Annotated in this window: 13 protein-coding genes and 1 riboswitch; of the genes, 11 read left to right on the plus strand and 2 right to left on the minus strand. The window is 34.3% G+C overall.

What is annotated here, in order from left to right; translation table 11 throughout:
• Positions 1-14: 14 nt before the first annotated feature.
• From AC4BC4_RS04055 to AC4BC4_RS04070, 4 genes are all read left to right on the plus strand, one after another.
• On the plus strand, positions 15-1,103 hold the full coding sequence (locus tag AC4BC4_RS04055; RefSeq protein WP_490476856.1) for a WxLIP family cell surface protein: 1,089 nt from the start codon (positions 15-17) through the stop codon (positions 1,101-1,103).
• A gap of 45 nt (positions 1,104-1,148) precedes the next feature.
• Entirely contained in the window at positions 1,149-1,505 is a 357-nt protein-coding gene (locus tag AC4BC4_RS04060) for an LPXTG cell wall anchor domain-containing protein (RefSeq protein ID WP_490476857.1), read from the plus strand.
• Positions 1,502-5,092, plus strand: a complete 3,591-nt coding sequence (locus AC4BC4_RS04065) for a WxL domain-containing protein (protein WP_490476858.1) — start codon at positions 1,502-1,504, stop codon at positions 5,090-5,092. The genes AC4BC4_RS04060 and AC4BC4_RS04065 overlap by 4 nt, the downstream gene beginning before the upstream one ends.
• Before the next feature lie 848 nt (positions 5,093-5,940).
• Positions 5,941-6,120, plus strand: coding sequence for a hypothetical protein (locus AC4BC4_RS04070; protein ID WP_490476859.1), 180 nt, complete (start codon positions 5,941-5,943; stop codon positions 6,118-6,120).
• A 104-nt stretch (positions 6,121-6,224) separates the two neighbouring features.
• Here the strand turns inward: AC4BC4_RS04070 and AC4BC4_RS04075 are convergent, their stop codons facing one another.
• Positions 6,225-7,700 carry a hypothetical protein gene (locus tag AC4BC4_RS04075; RefSeq protein ID WP_490476860.1) on the minus strand — a complete coding sequence of 492 codons (1,476 nt, stop codon included), beginning with the start codon at positions 7,698-7,700 and terminating at the stop codon, positions 6,225-6,227.
• A gap of 255 nt (positions 7,701-7,955) precedes the next feature.
• Between AC4BC4_RS04075 and AC4BC4_RS04080 the strand changes: the two genes are divergently transcribed.
• Positions 7,956-8,717 (plus strand): alpha/beta fold hydrolase, encoded by a 762-nt coding sequence (locus AC4BC4_RS04080; RefSeq protein ID WP_490476861.1) that lies wholly within the window; start codon positions 7,956-7,958, stop codon positions 8,715-8,717.
• A 461-nt stretch (positions 8,718-9,178) separates the two neighbouring features.
• On the plus strand, positions 9,179-9,571 hold the full coding sequence (locus AC4BC4_RS04085) for a DUF4809 family protein (protein ID WP_438758488.1): 393 nt from the start codon (positions 9,179-9,181) through the stop codon (positions 9,569-9,571).
• Between the two features lie 43 nt (positions 9,572-9,614).
• Here the strand turns inward: AC4BC4_RS04085 and AC4BC4_RS04090 are convergent, their stop codons facing one another.
• Positions 9,615-10,112: a DUF4303 domain-containing protein gene (locus AC4BC4_RS04090; protein ID WP_490476862.1), complete on the minus strand. Its 498-nt coding sequence runs from the start codon at positions 10,110-10,112 to the stop codon at positions 9,615-9,617.
• 264 nt (positions 10,113-10,376) lie between these two features.
• Positions 10,377-10,545, plus strand: a riboswitch (M-box (ykoK) riboswitch).
• 175 nt (positions 10,546-10,720) lie between these two features.
• Between AC4BC4_RS04090 and AC4BC4_RS04095 the strand changes: the two genes are divergently transcribed.
• From AC4BC4_RS04095 to glpO, 5 genes are all read left to right on the plus strand, one after another.
• Entirely contained in the window at positions 10,721-11,635 is a 915-nt protein-coding gene (locus AC4BC4_RS04095) for an LCP family protein (protein ID WP_438758490.1), read from the plus strand.
• Positions 11,636-11,795: 160 nt separating this feature from the next.
• Positions 11,796-13,130, plus strand: coding sequence for an FAD-dependent oxidoreductase (locus AC4BC4_RS04100; RefSeq protein WP_438758491.1), 1,335 nt, complete (start codon positions 11,796-11,798; stop codon positions 13,128-13,130).
• Positions 13,120-14,592, plus strand: coding sequence for a helix-turn-helix domain-containing protein (locus AC4BC4_RS04105; RefSeq protein WP_490476863.1), 1,473 nt, complete (start codon positions 13,120-13,122; stop codon positions 14,590-14,592). The genes AC4BC4_RS04100 and AC4BC4_RS04105 overlap by 11 nt, the downstream gene beginning before the upstream one ends.
• Positions 14,593-14,894: 302 nt before the next feature.
• Positions 14,895-16,403 carry a glycerol kinase GlpK gene (glpK, locus tag AC4BC4_RS04110; protein WP_490476864.1) on the plus strand — a complete coding sequence of 503 codons (1,509 nt, stop codon included), beginning with the start codon at positions 14,895-14,897 and terminating at the stop codon, positions 16,401-16,403.
• Between the two features lie 17 nt (positions 16,404-16,420).
• Positions 16,421-18,256 carry a type 1 glycerol-3-phosphate oxidase gene (gene glpO, locus AC4BC4_RS04115; protein ID WP_490476865.1) on the plus strand — a complete coding sequence of 612 codons (1,836 nt, stop codon included), beginning with the start codon at positions 16,421-16,423 and terminating at the stop codon, positions 18,254-18,256.
• The last annotated feature ends 1 nt before the right edge of the window (position 18,257 follow it).

The following is an 18,257-nucleotide window of genomic DNA, read 5'->3' on the forward strand; positions in this document are numbered from 1 at the left end:
AAGGATGGTTAGATATGATCGGATGGAAAAATAAATTAATAGCGCTTGGATTGTTCATTTTTTCCTTTGTCCAAGTAACTGCAACAATTGCATACGCTGATAGTCAAAACGAGATGGAAAAAAATTCTTCTATTGGCTATAGTGTGCAAAAAATAAGTCCTGAAAATGAATTGAATAGTTCTAGTTCATTTTATGATTTATCAGTGAAGCCTGGGGAAGAATTTACAATAGAAGCGAAGTTAGTTAATCCTTCCGATGAAGAAATAACTATTGAGTCCCAGTTTTTTACTACGTCGACAAATCAAAATGGTGAAATCAGTTATACTTCTGAGGTAGAAAAACCAGATAAAAGTTTGAAATACAAATTTTCAAATATTGGTGAAATTACTGCCTCAGATATTAAAACAACAATTTCTCCTAATTCGGATAAAATAATTAGTGCTACAATTGCAGTTCCAAAAGATGTACCAGATGGTGTTATCTTAGGTTCTTGGTACTTTGAAAAATTAGGGCAAGCAGAAAAAGATAAAGACGATGAAGGTATCGTAATTAAAAATAAGTACAGCTATGCGATGGCAGTGAAATTGACTGTAAATAAAGAAATTGAAGAACCAAATCTTAATTTATTAAATGTAACGGTAGGGTTAAATAATTACAGAAAAGTTATCAACGCAAATATACAAAATAACAAGCCGGCCATCGTTTCTAACATAGAAATTTCTGCTGAAGTTATGAAAAAAGGTACGTTTGACGTTTTATATAAGAATAATGCAAAAAATATGATTATGGCACCAAATTCTAATTTTCCTTTCCCAATATTTTTAGGTGAACAGCAAATGAAGGCTGGAGACTACACATTGAAAATGACGGCGATAACGGATGATCCTAAATGGGAGTCTAAGACTTGGGAATGGACAAAAGACTTTACCATTACATCTGATAAAGTCAAAAAAATCAATGATGGGGCAATCAATGACCCTGAAAAACCAATTCTATGGTGGTTGTATGGTTTGATTCTTTTAGGAGTACTACTTGTTATCGTTGGACTAGTATGGTTCTTTAAAAAGAATCAGAAAAATAACAACGCAAAACAAACAAGCTAAAGAAAAAGAAATGCAGACCATAAGCAGAAAGGAAGGAAGAATTAAATGAAAGGAATGCTTTCTTTATTATTTGCAATGATGCTATTAGGAGGTTTTACGCTAAATTTTCCAATCGAAACATTAGCTAATGAAAAATCTACTGCAGCAACTACAAAAGGTTCCCTTATCCTAGATGGATGGGCAGAAGAGCCTATTGAATCTAACATGCCGACTGGTCCTCAAGGGAGTTCGAGTTTAACTGACTATACAGAAGGAACTGGCACAAGAAAGATACTTCCCCAAACAAATACTAGTCAAAATCTGTTGTTTCGCTATTCTGGAATTACGTTATTGATATTCGCTTTATTTTTTGTGGTCAGTAGAAAAAGATTAGTTTTTTCAAAAAATGAGGTAATAAAATGAATAAAAAAAATTTTACATTGTTATTAACACTTCTTTTTATCAGTATTCAATTTATAATGCCGATTTCGATTGTAATTGCGCAAGAAACGCCAGATAGTTCTTCATTAACAGCAGCTGAAAAAAAAGAGGTCTCTGAATCAACTACTTCAGAAGAATTGGGTACTGAAACGACTGAAGATATTGAAAGCCAAACAATGAATGATTCTTTTGCTAGTGAAACTGAAGAATCAAACTATACTGAGACTGAAGAAACAGAAGTCAATGAAGTAGCTGGAGAAAATAGTAGAGGTCTATATCCAGGTGCTATTTTGGCTGAAGGGATGATTGTATCTGCTGATTTTCCAGATAGTATGACGCTAGAACAATATTTAGCACAGTATTCATACCCTCATTTACCAAAAGGAGGCGTGACAAGCGCATATAGATCTGTAGAAAATGATTTAAGAACATTGAATTCAAGTGAAATTGCATTAGTAAGAAATGAATCAGAATTTATCGCTGCTATTGGTAATGCCAACATCAAAGGAATTAGTATTATGAAGTCTTTTACAGTTTCAAACAATAGCTATTTTGGAGGAGCCAATAGAAAAATTATTTTTGAAGGTAACGGGATGCTTATTGATTTTAGGCTTAGTATTTCAAGCATTGGGGGAGAAAATTCAGATATAACTATACAAAATCTAAATATGTATCACGCAAATTATTATGGAGCAATCTTGCCAACGGCAGCTACTTCAGTATTGAAGTTTCATAATGTGAATGATTATGGGTCACAAATAATTAGTTCAGCGTTATTACCTGTACAAATATCTGGCGATTTTGTTAGTAGATTTTCAACGACAAGTTATATTTCTCCAATTGATGGAACCACAGTATCCACACAATATAGTGGACAGCAAAACTTTGAATCTTCCAATATTGAGTTCTTTGCCGACTCTGTAACAACTCTTGAAACGTATAATGGTACTAACATTGATTTAACTGCAGCTGGGAATGTAATTGTTGAAGAAAATGCTAAATTACATTTAAGTGTAGCAAATAAAGATGCGTATCCTGGAGAAGGGTTTCAAGGATATGCTATTAGTACGAGGTATGCTTCAAAGTTTATTATGGAAAAGAATTCAGAAGTAACCTATATGTATAAAGATCCCGGAAATGGTGTTAGGGATTACACTGGAATTCTTTGGTTTCAATCAGAGGGTAGTAGCTTTACCATGAAAGATGGCGCCAAAATGTATGTAAATAAAGATTCTCATTCAGGAAATAATGGATTGATCCATTTTTATGGAAAAGGTATATTTAATTTAGATAGTGGTAGTTCCATTGAAATGAATGTCAAGGATAAAAATGCTGGTGCAACAGCTGTTAGCTTAGCAAGTATCGGTTCTGAGTTTAATATCGCAAATAAAAGTAAAATGAAATTGAATATGACAAATACTGGGACAGGAACCAACCCATTGCTAAATATTGGTGGACAATCAAAATTAAATGTTAATTCGGGTTCTACTCTAGATATTCAAGCAAAAGGGTATCAATCAAATCTAATCACTTTAGGCGCTGGAAGTGCCTCTGCTAACACTTTCTTTATGGTTGGTGAGGATGCTACTTTAACTATTGATTCTTCTAAACGAACAAATAGCGTGAATAATGTCGTTTCGGTAGGGAACGATGCTACATTTATAATTAAACGACTAGGAACATTCAAATTGTCTGCGAATAAAGCTAAAAATATATTTTCCGTAGGTTTAAATTCAACGTTTCAATTTTTTGATGCTAAATTTGCAGATTTTGGATTTACTGAAACACCAGATCCGTCAAGTTCATTAATCAATATGAGTGGAAGTGCTGGGAAATTTTTAATTGATATTCAGCATATAAAAGCTTGGAAAAGAAGTTCTTCAGCATTAGTTGATGATAAACCAGATTTTGATTGGAATCCTATGTACGGACTTGAAATTCCCTATTCTGGCACTACGGTAACAACTGCAAATCTTAAAGGTAAATCTACATCGCCAGGAATAGCTGAGAGTTTTAAAACGAATTTTAATACAGGTCCTACAAATGGATTTCAGCGATTAGTTTTTGAGTTTATTCCAGATGTGACAGTGTCTATTGATAATAATCCAGTAGATAATCCTAATGATGAAAATTCTAGAATTATACGAGGAACGACCAAGGGAGGCGCCTATGTTCGTTTAACGGATGAGGTTATTGCTGGAGGCTACAGCTCTTTTCCAGAAGAAAACAATAAAATTCCTAATCCAGCAGAAAACCTATCGGGCAGTGTAGGGAAAAACTATACGACTCAGGCTGATCCATCAGGTAATTTTGAATTTGAAGTACCAAATGGTAGTGAGAGTCCTTTCGTAGCTGGAAATATAATTACGGCCTATGCTTTATTAGATGGCAAATCTGACACCGCTAAGAAAGTTGTTTCAGATACTACTGCCCCTAAAGCAACTGCTATTCCACAAACAGTATTGGTGAATTCAGCTATTCCAGATGCTAAACGTTTTGTTCAGAATTTAACCGATTCCAATCCTAATGGAGAACCTCAAGCTTATTATGTAGAGTCAAATGAGGTATTAAGTGAATATCTTTCAGCAATAGGTGAATATGATATCACGATAAGAGCAGTTGATAAAGCAGGGAATGAAGCAACTTTCCCTACTAAATTGATCGTTGTAGATAAATCTCATGATTTGACAGGTCAAGATGTCACACTAGAAATGGTAACGATTGAGGGATTATCTAAAACTGAATTCGAAGCGTTACTAAAACAAAAAATAGATGCTTCAGCTTATTCATTGATGGATGGCAACTTCACAGACTTAACAGATAAAATTAGTTATGATTTTTCAACTGTAGATCAAATTGCAGGTGAGTATAATGTCACTATGACTTTATCACAAGTAGATTCTGGAGTAGTTGGAGGCATGACAAAGTCAGTGAAGGTTACTGTTGAGGCTGGAGATTTAAGTCCAACACATCCAGTGGATCCAGATAATCCAGCATCTGGAACACCGCCGATTGGTGGTTCTGAGAATAGTGGAACAGGTGCAACAGGAGTATTAAGAATGGATTATGCGCCTTCTTCTATCAACTTTGGAAGCATATCATTCTCTTATTCTAATACAACATATCAAGCAAAGCCAAATACCAATACTGAAGGAAAACCGTTAGTTAAACAATGGATTCAAGTATCAGATAAGCGTTCAGATATGAATGGTTGGAGTGTGAAAGCTGAGCAGACAACTGGCTTTGAAGATGATCAAGGAAATATGTTAGAAGGAACAACATTGATTATTCCTAAGGGGACTATCCATAATTCTGAAGTGACAGGATCTGTCGACACAGAAGATTCGAACTCGAAAATGATAGCCCAAGAAGCTTTAATTTTCTCTGGAACAAGTGCAACACTATTTGGTGCACGAGATACCGGTAATGATAGTATTGGAAAAAATATTAGTACTTACCAATGGGATCCGACAAAAGTAACAATTCGTATTCCTAGAGGAACAGCTAAAACTAAAACAAAATATCAAACGACAATTAATTGGTCATTAGTTAGTGAGGCAGCACAATAATATATTTAATAAAGAATAAGAATATAGAAGAAATTATTTAGATGGTAATAGTGGTTGATTCAGGTTGATTTGATAAACTGTTATAACAATCTAAATAGTTAATTGAGGTTGGAACAAACACCTATGAGGGCTATTGCCCTCACCAAACCTAATGAAAACGAAAGTGATCGATCTACAAGCTTTTTCTGTCATACTTATAGATGACAAGAGTGGGGCTTGTAGGTCGATTGTGCTTTTTGAGGTTTTAATCTTGAGGGACAAAATAGATCATTCTAATTCTACTTATTTGTGTCAAACATTAGGTCTTAGAACCTGTGTATAAAAATAAATTGTTTCTATAAGTAGAGTAGCCTCTTCGGTACTACTTTCAAGAAGGAATGTTGAAAATGGAAGATATACTTCGTTCTTGTTGTGCTGAATTAGACATCCATCAAAAAGTTATTGATACTTGTACTATTCTTTCTGTTTAAGGGGAAAATATCTAGGGAAATTCTTTAGTAGTTTTGAGCCGAGGTTGGAACATAACTCTGCGAGTCACATCTCATCCTTAAGGAATTCGAAAAAACGGTGGGAGCTGAAGCAACTCCTGTCCCAATCTCGTTCCTTATGAAGAATAGACAAACGTTTAGAAGTAATCACGGGAATCTATCAAAGAAACGGCGGCTGTTGTACTCGCATAATTTGGATAGTTAGGTTTGTTTATCCCCTTCAGCTGGACATTTGGCTTCATGGACAGGAGCGAGTCCATGAGGCAATCAAAGTACCGGAAAGACACGAAGTAAACGTTTAAGAAAAGAAAATTTTTATTTAAAAAGATCTTAGCATAAGGGATATTGGTCATTTCCTAAGTGAAACGTAATCGGATTCATGCATTTTTCTTTCAGATAAGAAGAAATGTTGGACATGAAAAATCGGTTGTTGCGACTGTTCATTTATTATTACGGATCATTTTTATCGATTGTTTTCCGATTATTCTCGCTATGATGAACTTGGAGGAAGTTATTTACAAAATAGAAAGAACAATCTAAAGTGTTCGAAATCAATTTCAGCTAATTATGCATTAAGTAGGAGGTAGCTTTTTTTTGTTTTTTTTAATGAGTAACGGCTACTTTAAATTCTTGGAAATTAAGTTTTATAGGGTACTAATTTTAATGAATTTCTCAAATGTATCATGTAGTAATTTTATATCACGCCCGTTTAGTTCTGAACTCACGTAACAAATAAATCTCGTTTGCTTTGTTTCAGTTTTTTTTGTTGAAAAAATTAAATCTGAATTTGTATTAATCGTGATATCCGCATCTTGACCAGTAAAAACGAATTTATAGTAATAGTGAAATGAATAAGCGATTAACGTTTCAAACATTGATTTTTCTAATTCAGACTTTAAATTTATAATTTTTATACGTATTTCTTTTTCAAAATAAGGGAAAGGTCTGTATTCACCAAAAAGAAATTTGTATCGCTTTTTGAGTAGAGAGATATTAAAAAAAATTTCTTTTTGAGGAGTATCAGGTTCATTTTCTAAAAGACACGCTATTTTTTTCTCTAAAATGGGTGTATTAATGTTCAATTTTTTTTCAATATACTTATCAGACCAAGTGGGATAAATCATTTGTTCACAGTAAATACTATATAAATACCCTTTTAATCTTGTCAAATTATCAACCTGTTTTTTAGAAATTAATGCTAGAAAATCAATGCTAGCAGATTTTATTAGTGGTGAGAGATAGATACTGTGCGTATGAATAATCTCAAAAGTAAATGACGCATCTTTAGTATAATAAAATGAGTCATAACTCAAAAGATTGAATAAAAAGAACGAAACTTCATGTTCATAATTAGTTGAGAAAAGTCTAGACGAATTATTATTTTCAAAGAAATGAGGAAATAATTGCTTTCCTTCTGTTAATACAGCTGGAGCTAATTCTATCAGACGATTGTTTCGAATTCGTATCAATTGAATAGCTAAATCAAAAATGATTTCCCTAAAAAAAATATCATCGTCAATGGTTATTTTTGAAAAATTATAAACATCATTTTTTAGCAAGTCATAATCGATATATTGTTTAAAAGGCCAAAAACGACCTAAATAGACTTCTGTTAAAGAATAATAAGCTAACTTTCGAATAGTGGATTCATCCCCCGCTAAATGTAAGACGCCATTTCTTGAAATGACTTTAAGATTATAGATAGAAAATTCCATTCTCAACGCTTTTAAACGTCTACGAAATGTTGCTAGATTGACGTTATGTTCGATACAAAAGTTTGTTACATTTATTTCGAATCCCAGAATAAGTTGAATTCCCAATTTTACGGATGTACATGTTTGAACTAGACTATTTCTGAATAATATATATTGTTTAGCATCTTCGATTTCAAAAGTAACAACTTTACTATCATAGTAGAGAGTCATACCAGAAGGCTGAGAGGCCTCTATATCTAACTTTAACAAGTCTATGTATTTTCGTAATGTAATATCAGAAAAAGAAGTAATGTGCTTTAAGTGGTTTATTGTGACAGTATAATTATTTTCTATTAAGATGTCTAAAATTTGTAGCTTATTTCTTACCTCTTTATCGTAAAGTATTACTTTATTTTTTGTTTCCATGGTATCCCTCATTTTAGTGTTTAATTATTCTTTTGTTTTTAATTTGTTATTTTATTTATAAATAAAATATAAAGTATTGTTGCTATAAAGTAAAGTGATTAGGTATGTAAATGAATGTAAGGAATAAATAACTTTAATAATAAACGACATAAAGTATAATTATTTTCAAGTTATTCTTTTCTTTATATTATAGTAGTGAATTTTAGCTAAAAGTGTATACTTGATAAATAAAAACTATTTTTAGGAGTGAATAAGATGAAGGTTAGTATTAGGCATCGGTATATCAAAAAGATTCCGGTTCTGGAAATTGTACCAGAAGAAGAGAAGAATAATCCCTTGCCTTTAATCATTTACTATCATGGATGGCAGTCGGCGAAAGAATTATCACTGACTCAAGCTAGAAAATTAGCGAAAAAAGGAATGCGCGTGATTTTACCTGATGCGATGAACCATGGGGAACGAAAAACAGGGCCGATATCTCCGATTCCATCAGTGACGTTTTGGTCAAGTATTCAATATAATATTGTTGAATTTGCTCAATTGATACGTCATTTTGAGAAACAACAGCTGATTGAAGCAGGAAAAATTGGCGTTGGTGGTGTTTCAATGGGTGGTATTACAACTTGTGCATTATTGACGCAACATCCGGAAATAAAAATAGCAGCTTGTATGATGGGAACGCCAGCACCGCAGCGTTATATTGAGAGAGTGATGGACCGATCAGCTGAGATGGACTTTTTTGTGCCAAGGGACTTACCGTTATTGCTTAGTTGGGTGGCGAATTATGATCTTTCAGAGGCGCCAGAAAAATTAGCACAGCGTCCAGTATTATTTTGGCACGGAACTAAAGATCCTAAAATTCCTTATGAAGATATGGCCGATTTTTATCAAATGATCGAAGGAGAACCTTATGCTGACCGTAGTAAGTTTATCACTGGTGAAGGCGAAGGGCACCTAGTCAAAGGCGAAATGATGGATGTTGTGGCTGAGTTTTTTGAAAAGGAATTTTTGAGTTAAATTATTTAAAGAATCTGACTGAAATTAGAGGATAAACCCGGTTATGCTGAGTTTATTCTCTATTCTTAACTCTAATTTAGATGTGAACAATCAAAACGAGCTAAAATATTACGATGTTTCATTTCAAATGCACGATGGTACATCCTCTCTAAAATAAGTTGTGAAAAATTGATCTTTTTCATAGGCTTATTAACAAAAAAATAGCAGATCAAAATATGGAGAAAGGTAGTAGAAAAAATTAGTTTATAAAGTTTTTTTAATTTATTAACGTCTCTATTTTTCTTTATGATATTATATACTAAATGATAAATCTATTGTTATTTTAGAAATAAAATCAGAGAATTTTTTTTTTATTACTTATTTATAATTTGCTTGTTTGAAAGTAGTAGAATCACTTTATTGTGCTATTACTTTTGGTATAATATGTAAAGAAACAAAAAGAAGGGAAAGGATTTGGAACAATGAAAAAAGCAACGATCACTAAAACGGTTAATTTATTAGACGGAGGCTGTAATGCTTGCGGGATTATTGAGGACGAAAATTACACGTTGACAATAGATGAGCAAAAGATCCCCATAGAATCATTGACAGTCAATGCACTTATAACAGCGATTGTTTTAAAGAATGGTTATAAACGAGAGTACCAGATGGATGTGATTGATGATTATACGATGTATAAAAAAAATGATCATCAAGTCACGCTTAAAGAAGAATATGATTTTCTGACGTATTCAAATGATACAATTAAAATTGAAACCAAAGATCAAATCAGGGATGAGAAAGAATTAGTGAAGATAGTGAATCAAATCTTATCCACTCTTTTTTATGTAGAAGAATTGGATTTTAGTTTATAAAAAATTATACAAAACATACTGAGATTACAGGGTATGTTTTTAGTTATTCTATTTGAAAAATTTCTGACATTCCAAATTTTTCAAATCGTTCTTGTGAGTCGGAAGGATTTTCGTTTTGATCACAGACTAATAGTTTGAAATCCTCTGTTTTTGGGATACGTTTGAATGTTTCACTATCAATGAAGAGAATCAGTTGCTGGCAAAGCCATTCAAGAACAGTTTCTATATCTTGTTCGTCTTCCACCCAATCGTCAAATAAATAGAGAGAAGCAAACTGTTGTGTCTCATCCCAATCGCTTGAATTGTATTTTATTTCTTCTAACTGTGATTTACTATGGCCTTTACTTGTATAATAGCTTGTTGTTTCTTGCCAAAGTTCCACAGTATTAAAGCAAAGATTGATTTCACCTTCTTCATGAATATTGCAGTTTAAAGCAAATGCGTAGAATGTTTCATCAGAATGATCTAATAAAAAGTTTTCGATGCTGTCTGTTAAAAAGTTGAAAAAGAATTCTTGTTGTTTTTCTAAAAAGTGTTCCATTTGTTCCCTCCAGGTATTCTGTCTTTTAAACATTGAAACAGATATCACTGGGAAAGTCTATCTAAAGTTGATTTTTATAGAAAAATCACTATTTTTTAAGAAAATGTAAAGATTCTTTATTCGAAAATAGTTGTCTTTATCGCCTTTTTCCATTGTAAGAGCGACTACAAAGTGATTTTTTTAATAACAGCGTTACGACTTTGATTAATTTATCCAAAATTTCATTTGACTTTGTGATACGATACGCTTATAGTTTATACTGAATTAAATACTTGTTAGGTGAGGCTCCTATATAAACACAAGCTACTGCTCAAAAATGTCGAAAGACAGGTATGGGTAGGACAAATTTCGTCGAATTAAGGCGTTTTTCAAAGTAGCTAAAAGTAATGCTTTTTACGTTATATAGTGCTAAAACTCAACGAAGAGAAGATATAGATACGTTGGAAATCCATGACCAGTGTCATGTGCTTAGTCCCTATAATCTAATCCCTTCGCTGAGTATTCTTGGTGAGGGATTTTTTCTTTTTACTCAAGAGCTACCCAGTTTCATAAGCGATACTCTAATTGGAAACAAGCCATTCAATTTTAAGTTTAGAAAGGAACAAATAATGAAAAAATCTGTGAAAATAGTGACGATTACCTTACTATCGATTCTTCTTGTGATTGTAAGTGCAGCCTGCTATGCTGCAGTCTCATTCCAAGCAGCAAAAGAAAAAAGTGAATCAAAACTTCCTACAATAAATAAAAATTTTACTGGTGATGAACAAACGAGTGATAAAGAGCTGACGGTTATGGTCATAGGAAATGATTCGAGGGATGATGATGAAGATCAAGGACGTTCAGATACGTTGATGGTGGCGCACTATGATGGAAAATCAAAACAGCCTAAATTGATATCGATCATGAGAGACAGTTATGTAACATTTCCTGATGGCGGACAAGATAAAATAAATGCAGCGTACGCATATGGTGGCGCGCAAATGACAAAAGATGTGCTGAAAACGAACTTTGATTTGCCAATCAATTATTATGTTGTTATGGATTTTAAAGAGTTTAGTGATATCATTGATGAACTTTATCCAAAAGGAGTTAAGATCGATTCTGAAAAAGATATTAATTTGGATGGTGTGGATATTCCTAAAGGAGAACAAACATTGCACGGAAATAGCTTATTGCAATACGCTCGTTTTAGAATGGATGAAGAAGGCGATTTTGGACGTATCAGACGTCAGCAACAAGTGATGGATGCATTAATCGCACAGTCTAAAGATTTGATTCCAATTTGGGAATTACCTCAAGTGGCTGGTAAGATGGTAGGGAAAATCGATACAAATGTACCAACTAGTTTATTGATTGATTTAGCGAAGGATTTCCTTACTGGAAAGGTAAAACCTTTAGAATCACTATCTGTTCCTGTCGAAGATTCATGGAACTTTAATGATTATACTGAATCAGGAAGCGTAATCGAACTGGATGAACAAAAAAATGCTGAAGCGATCAAAGCGTTTTTGAAAGCCAATTAAAACTTGATTATATAAATAAAATAACCTGTCTATTCTCTTTTAGAGGAGTGTATGGGTTATTTTTTTAGTACAAAAAAATTAGTGTATTTCTATACGAATGGACAAGGCTTGTGCTATGCTTTAAGCAAACGTTTTATTCATTTAGAAGGAAGGTTTTACTGTGAAAGTTGTGATCATTGGTGCGTCATTTGCTGGAGTATCAGCTGCTTTGGCTATCAGAAAAAAATACCCTACTGCTAAAATTTATTTAATAGAGAAGCAGCAAACAATTGGTTACCTACCTGGTGGCATCAATCTTTACTTTAATGAAGCGATCGATCCTATCGAAAAGGCTCAGTTTATGTCAGAACAACATCTAATAGATCGTGATATTTGTTTGATGTTGAATTCAAAAGTGGTTAGTATGGATTCAAAACAACATATCATTAAATATGAAAAGAAAAAATCTGAATTTTTAATGTCTTTTGATAAACTGATATTGGCAACGGGTTCTAGTCAATGGTCGCAAAAGATTCTAGGAAGTGATTCGGAAAAGGTTTTAAAATATAAATTCTTACCTGGCGTTTTTAACGCAATCGAACGTTTGAAAAATAGTGATAAAGTAGCGTTGATCGGCGGTGGTCAAATTGGTGGAGAAGCTGCAGATACCTTGCTAAAAAAAGGAAAAGAAGTGCATCTCTTTGAACGTATGGACTATTTATTGTTTAAGTATTTTGATGAAGAGATGATCCAGCCTGTGCAAGCTGAAATGGTCTCTCGCGGTGTTGTTTTCCATTTTGATGAGACCGTTGAAAAAGTAACAGACACAAAAGCAGGACTTCTAATCGAAACAAAAAAGTCTCAACTATTATGTGACAGTGCTATTTTTGCAATGAATGTTCGGCCAAATTTAGATTATTTAGATGAAAATATTCAGACTCACACAGATCATACTGTGTTTGTAAATGAGTATTTACAGACATCTCAAGCAGATATTTTTGCAATCGGCGACTGCATCCAAGTACCCTATAGCTTATCGAAGGAATCCTTTTACATCCCACTGGTGAATAATGCTGTGAGAACAGGATTAGTTGTAGCTCAAAATCTGGTGGAGCCTACTACGCCATTTACTGGGTCGATTCGCACGATTGGGACAAAACTTGTTGATTATTATGTGGCAAGCACGGGTTTGACTGAAGCGGAAGGATCATTTCATGAACAGTCAATTTCTGTCGCCCATGTTCAGCAAAAAAGTTCTTTGTCTTCAGGATGTGAAAAAATTTGCGGAAAAATTATTTTTGAAAAAGAAAGCCATAAAATTCTAGGCGCACAGCTAGTTTCAAAAGCTGATATCTTAGAGAAAATCAATACCTTAGCGCTAGGAGTTCAAATGGGGCAGACGCTTGAGGAATTTTATCAAAAAGACTTTTTATATCATCCTTATTATTCTAATGTGATCGAGATCACGAATCAGCTAGGTTTTGAAGGTCTATGGAGCGTCGCAAATGAAAATTGAAGGATTGCTGGATAAAAAAGAAGCGAGAGAAGTTAGGATTTTAAAGAAAGTCATTTTAGCTGGAGGTCGTATTAAAGATACTGAATTAATTGATTATTTAGGCGTTTCAAAGGCTTCTTTTGAAAGTGATTTAAAGGAGCTAAGTTATTACTTGAAGCCTTATGATCAAGATTGTACGTTATTTTATGATGGACGATGGTTGGCCATTCAGATGTCGGATCAGTTTTCGATTAATAAAGTGTTAGATGACTATATTCGAGCATCAATCAAGTTTCAGTTGATCGATTATTTATTTCGTTATCGTGAATTTACTATTGCCCAATTGACGACTAAATTTATGATCAGTGAGTCTTCGTTATTTCGAAAAATCAAAGAACTGAATCAACTATTAAAAGAATTTGCTCTGAAAATTAGCAATGGTCAATTAAAAGGGGAAGAAATCCAAATCCGCTATTTTTATTTTCAAATTTATTGGTTTTTAACACCCTATGAGAACCATCAAGAGAAAACACTAATAGTTCAAAATTCGAGGATCATCGAGGCATTGGAAAAAGCGTTGGCTCTTTCTTTTGAAGAACATAGTAAATTAAAAATCAGTTTATGGTTGACAATAAGTAAGAAAAGAGTTTCGGTTCAACCAAAAATGTTTAAAGAATTATATCGCAAGAGTCAGGTGTATGAACAAGATCCTTTTTTCAAAACATTACGTTCGTTTGTTTTACGTTTTTTTAGTCGGTATCCACTTGAAATTGATGAAGAAGAAAGTCTACTGCATTTTATTTTTTTGATGAGTATGTCTGTTTTTTCGGAATCGGATTTTGCTGAGTATAATTTGATTCGAGGGAGACGTACACCTACATCATTAGCTGATACGTTTGTTTTGGAACATGTGATCTTATATTATCGTCCGCAAAAATTTTTTCCTGAATTGGAAAAGAAGATTCTATATTATTTTTCACAGATCCATAGTCGATTGTATTTTTTTAAAGGTGAACTGGAATTGTTCGATCGTGAGAATATTTGGCAAAAGGAACAAAATCTTTCTAGTCATCAACTGGCGGATTTTTCTCGTGTGCTTTTAGAGAAAAGTTTAGACTGTTTTGGGCAACGTTATGAAACGAACAATAGCTTATATGAATGGTCGCTTGTAAAATATCTCAGTGTGTTGGCAATCATTGATTTTGAAATTGTTGGTGAAACGCGAATTGGGATTGATTTGAAGATGGACCATTTATATAAAGAGGTAATGACACAGGTCTTAGTCTTGAGTTTGAAAAATTTGAATGGGTTAATGATCGAACCTTATAATCCCAAAAAAACGTATGATTTGATGATCACAAATGTTATGAGAGCAAATGCTTATCGTGCTGTCAAAGAGGTTTATGTTTTATCAGAATTGGGTTCAGCTTATGATATTAATCAAATTAGAATGAAGATCCGGGAACTACATAAGGAAAGATGAATTAAATAAAAAGGTCCAAAAGTAAAACGAGAGTTGTTTTTCTTTGGGTCTTTTTTTGTTGTCAGAACAAGATTTTATCGAAAAACTTTCAATTATTTTTGAATTTAAAAAAAAGATGACGTTTTTCTGAAATGATTTACGATTATTATAAACACATAAGATATAAAGCGTTTACAAAAAAAACGGTTAATTCTCGAAAAATGATAAAAATGCAGTGAGATGAAAAATACCTCAGTCCATTTTTTATTTTCCTGTCGAGGTTAAATGACCCGTTACGCTTTTAAAACAAGGAGGAAACGACAATGGCAGAACAAAAGTACATTATGGCAATCGATCAAGGAACAACGAGTTCAAGAGCAATTATTTTTGATAAAAAAGGCACTAACATCGGTAGTTCTCAAAAAGAATTTACGCAAATTTTTCCTAAAGCAGGTTGGGTCGAGCATAATGCAAATGAAATTTGGAATTCAGTTCAATCCGTTATCGCAGGTGCTTTGATCGAATCGAGTGTCAAACCTTCAGATATTGTAGGAATCGGTATTACGAACCAACGTGAGACAACGGTCGTTTGGGATAAGCAAACAGGTTTGCCAATCTATAATGCAATCGTTTGGCAATCTCGTCAATCGTCGCCAATTGCTGATCAATTAAAAGAAGAGGGTCACGGGGATATGATTCATGAAAAAACGGGTTTAGTTGTAGATGCTTATTTTTCCGCAACGAAGATTCGTTGGATTTTAGATCATGTAGAAGGAGCACAAGAACGAGCTGAAAAGGGAGAGTTATTGTTTGGAACAATTGATTCATGGCTTGTTTGGAAATTGACCGGCGGAGAAACCCATGTAACGGATTATTCTAATGCAAGTCGTACGATGTTATTCAATATCCATGAGTTGGATTGGGATCAAGATATTTTAGATATTTTAAATATTCCTCGTGCGATGCTCCCAAGAGCAACATCAAATTCTGAAGTTTATGGATTAACAAAGAACTATCATTTTTATGGTAGCGAAATTCCTATCTCAGGGATGGCTGGTGATCAACAAGCAGCACTATTTGGACAAATGGCATTTGAACCTGGAATGGTCAAAAATACGTATGGGACAGGTTCATTTATTGTAATGAATACAGGGGAAAAGCCTCAGCTTTCTGATAATAATTTACTAACAACGATCGGTTATGGGATCAACGGTAAAGTATATTACGCATTAGAAGGAAGCATTTTTGTGGCTGGTTCAGCTATTCAATGGTTGCGTGATGGCTTGAAAATGATCCAAACGGCTGCTGAGTCTGAAGCGGTGGCAAATGAATCACATAACAAAAATGAAGTGTATGTTGTTCCGGCTTTCACAGGGCTTGGAGCGCCCTATTGGGATTCTAATGCGCGAGGTGCTGTATTTGGTTTAACGAGAGGGACAACAAGAGAAGATTTTGTTAAAGCGACATTACAAGCAGTTGCTTATCAAGTGAGAGACATCATCGACACAATGCAAAAGGATACTGGTATTGCTATTCCTATCCTAAAAGTTGATGGTGGAGCGGCTAACAATGATTTATTGATGCAATTTCAAGCGGATATTTTAAATACCTCTGTTCAAAGAGCACAAAATCTAGAAACAACGGCATTAGGCGCAGCCTTTTTAGCAGGCTTAGCGGTTGGATTCTGGAAAGATTTGGATGAGTTAAAAGCATTTTATGAAGAAGGACAAGTGTTTGAAGCGAAAATGTCTGATGAAGAGCGGGATGATTTATATGAAGGATGGCAACAGGCAGTTGCTGCAACACAAATGTTCAAACATAAATCAAAATAAAGGAAGAAGTGAGTGGTATGTCATTTTCAATTAAAACAAGACAAGCATTTATTGAAAAGATGAAGTCTGAAGAATTAGATTTATTGATCATTGGCGGCGGCATTACTGGTGCGGGTGTTGCATTACAAGCAAGTGCTGCTGGAATGAAAACGGGTCTTATTGAAATGCAAGATTTTGCAGAAGGAACATCGTCTCGCTCTACTAAATTAGTTCACGGCGGAATTCGTTATTTGAAAAATTTTGATGTAGAAGTTGTTGCCGATACAGTGCAGGAACGAGCAGTTGTTCAAGCAATCGCACCGCATATTCCTAAACCAGATCCAATGCTTTTACCGATTTATGATGAACCAAAAGCGACGTTTAATATGTTCTCGGTCAAAGTGGCAATGGATCTTTATGACCGCTTAGCAAATGTGATCGGAACAAAATATGAAAACTACACACTGACAAAAGAAGAAGTGTTAGAACGAGAACCACAGTTGAAAAGTGAAGGTTTACAAGGTGGCGGCGTTTATCTAGATTTTAGAAATAATGATGCTCGACTGGTAATAGAAAATATTAAGAGAGCGGCTTTCGATGGTGGTTTGATGGTCAGTAAAGTCAAAGCGGTCGGATTTATGCAAAATGATCAAGGCAAAATCATTGGCGTAAAAGCAGAAGATTTGCTGACAGGTGAGCAATTTGAAATCAAAGCCAAAGTCGTTATCAATACGACAGGACCTTGGTCAGATAAAGTTCGTGGTTTGGATACGAAAGAAAATCTAGTACCGCAAATGCGTCCCACAAAGGGAGTCCATCTTGTTGTAGACAGCAGCAAACTATATGTCCCTCAACCTACTTATTTTGATACAGGCAAACATGATGGGCGAATGGTTTTCGTTGTTCCTAGAGAAAAGAAAACCTATTTTGGCACGACAGACACGGACTATACAGGGGATTACGAGCATCCTACTGTTACCCAAGAAGATGTCGATTATTTGCTGGAAATCGTCAATGATCATTATCCTAAAGCAAAAGTGACGATCGATGATATTGAAGCTAGCTGGGCAGGCCTTAGACCGTTGATTTCCGAAAATGGTGGTTCAGATTATAACGGTGGAAATAATGGTAAAGTATCTGATGAAAGTTTCGATCAAGTCATCGATATCGTTGATAAATATAGAAGCCGGCAAGCAACCCGTTTCGATGTAGAAAATGTTTTGAATCATTTAGAGGAGTCACTAGCCGAAAATGAAGAAAATCCTTCAGCTGTTTCTCGTGGAAGTTTATTGGAACGCTCCAATGATGGATTATTGACATTGTCGGGCGGAAAAATCACCGATTATCGTAAAATGGCTGAAGGTGCCTTGAAGGAAATTCAACGTATTTTAAAAGAAGAGTTTAAGTCTGAATTTCAATTGATTGATTCAAAAACTTATCCTGTTTCAGGTGGGGATCTGGATGCTGTAAATGTAGAATCAGAATTAAGTAATCTTGCCAAAATAGGTGTGGAAAAAGGGCTGAAGGAAGAAGCGGCACAATATCTTGCTCATTTATATGGGTCAAATGTGATAACACTTTTTGAAAACGCTACATCAACTGAACCGGTAAAAGGTCTAACGTTAGCGGAAACATTGGCGCTTCGCTATGCTTTAGAAAATGAAATGGTACTGACACCTGCAGATTATCTTGTCCGTAGAACAAATCACTTACTTTTCATGAGAGATACACTGGACGAAGTGAAGCAAGGGGTAATTGCTGAAATGAGTGAGTATTATGATTGGTCCAAAGAACAAAAAGAACACTATGAAAGCGAGTTAAATCAATTGATCGCAGAATCTGATTTGAGTACATTGAAAGAAGGGATAAAGTAAA

This window comes from Enterococcus sp. AMC1086 (assembly GCF_058216575.1).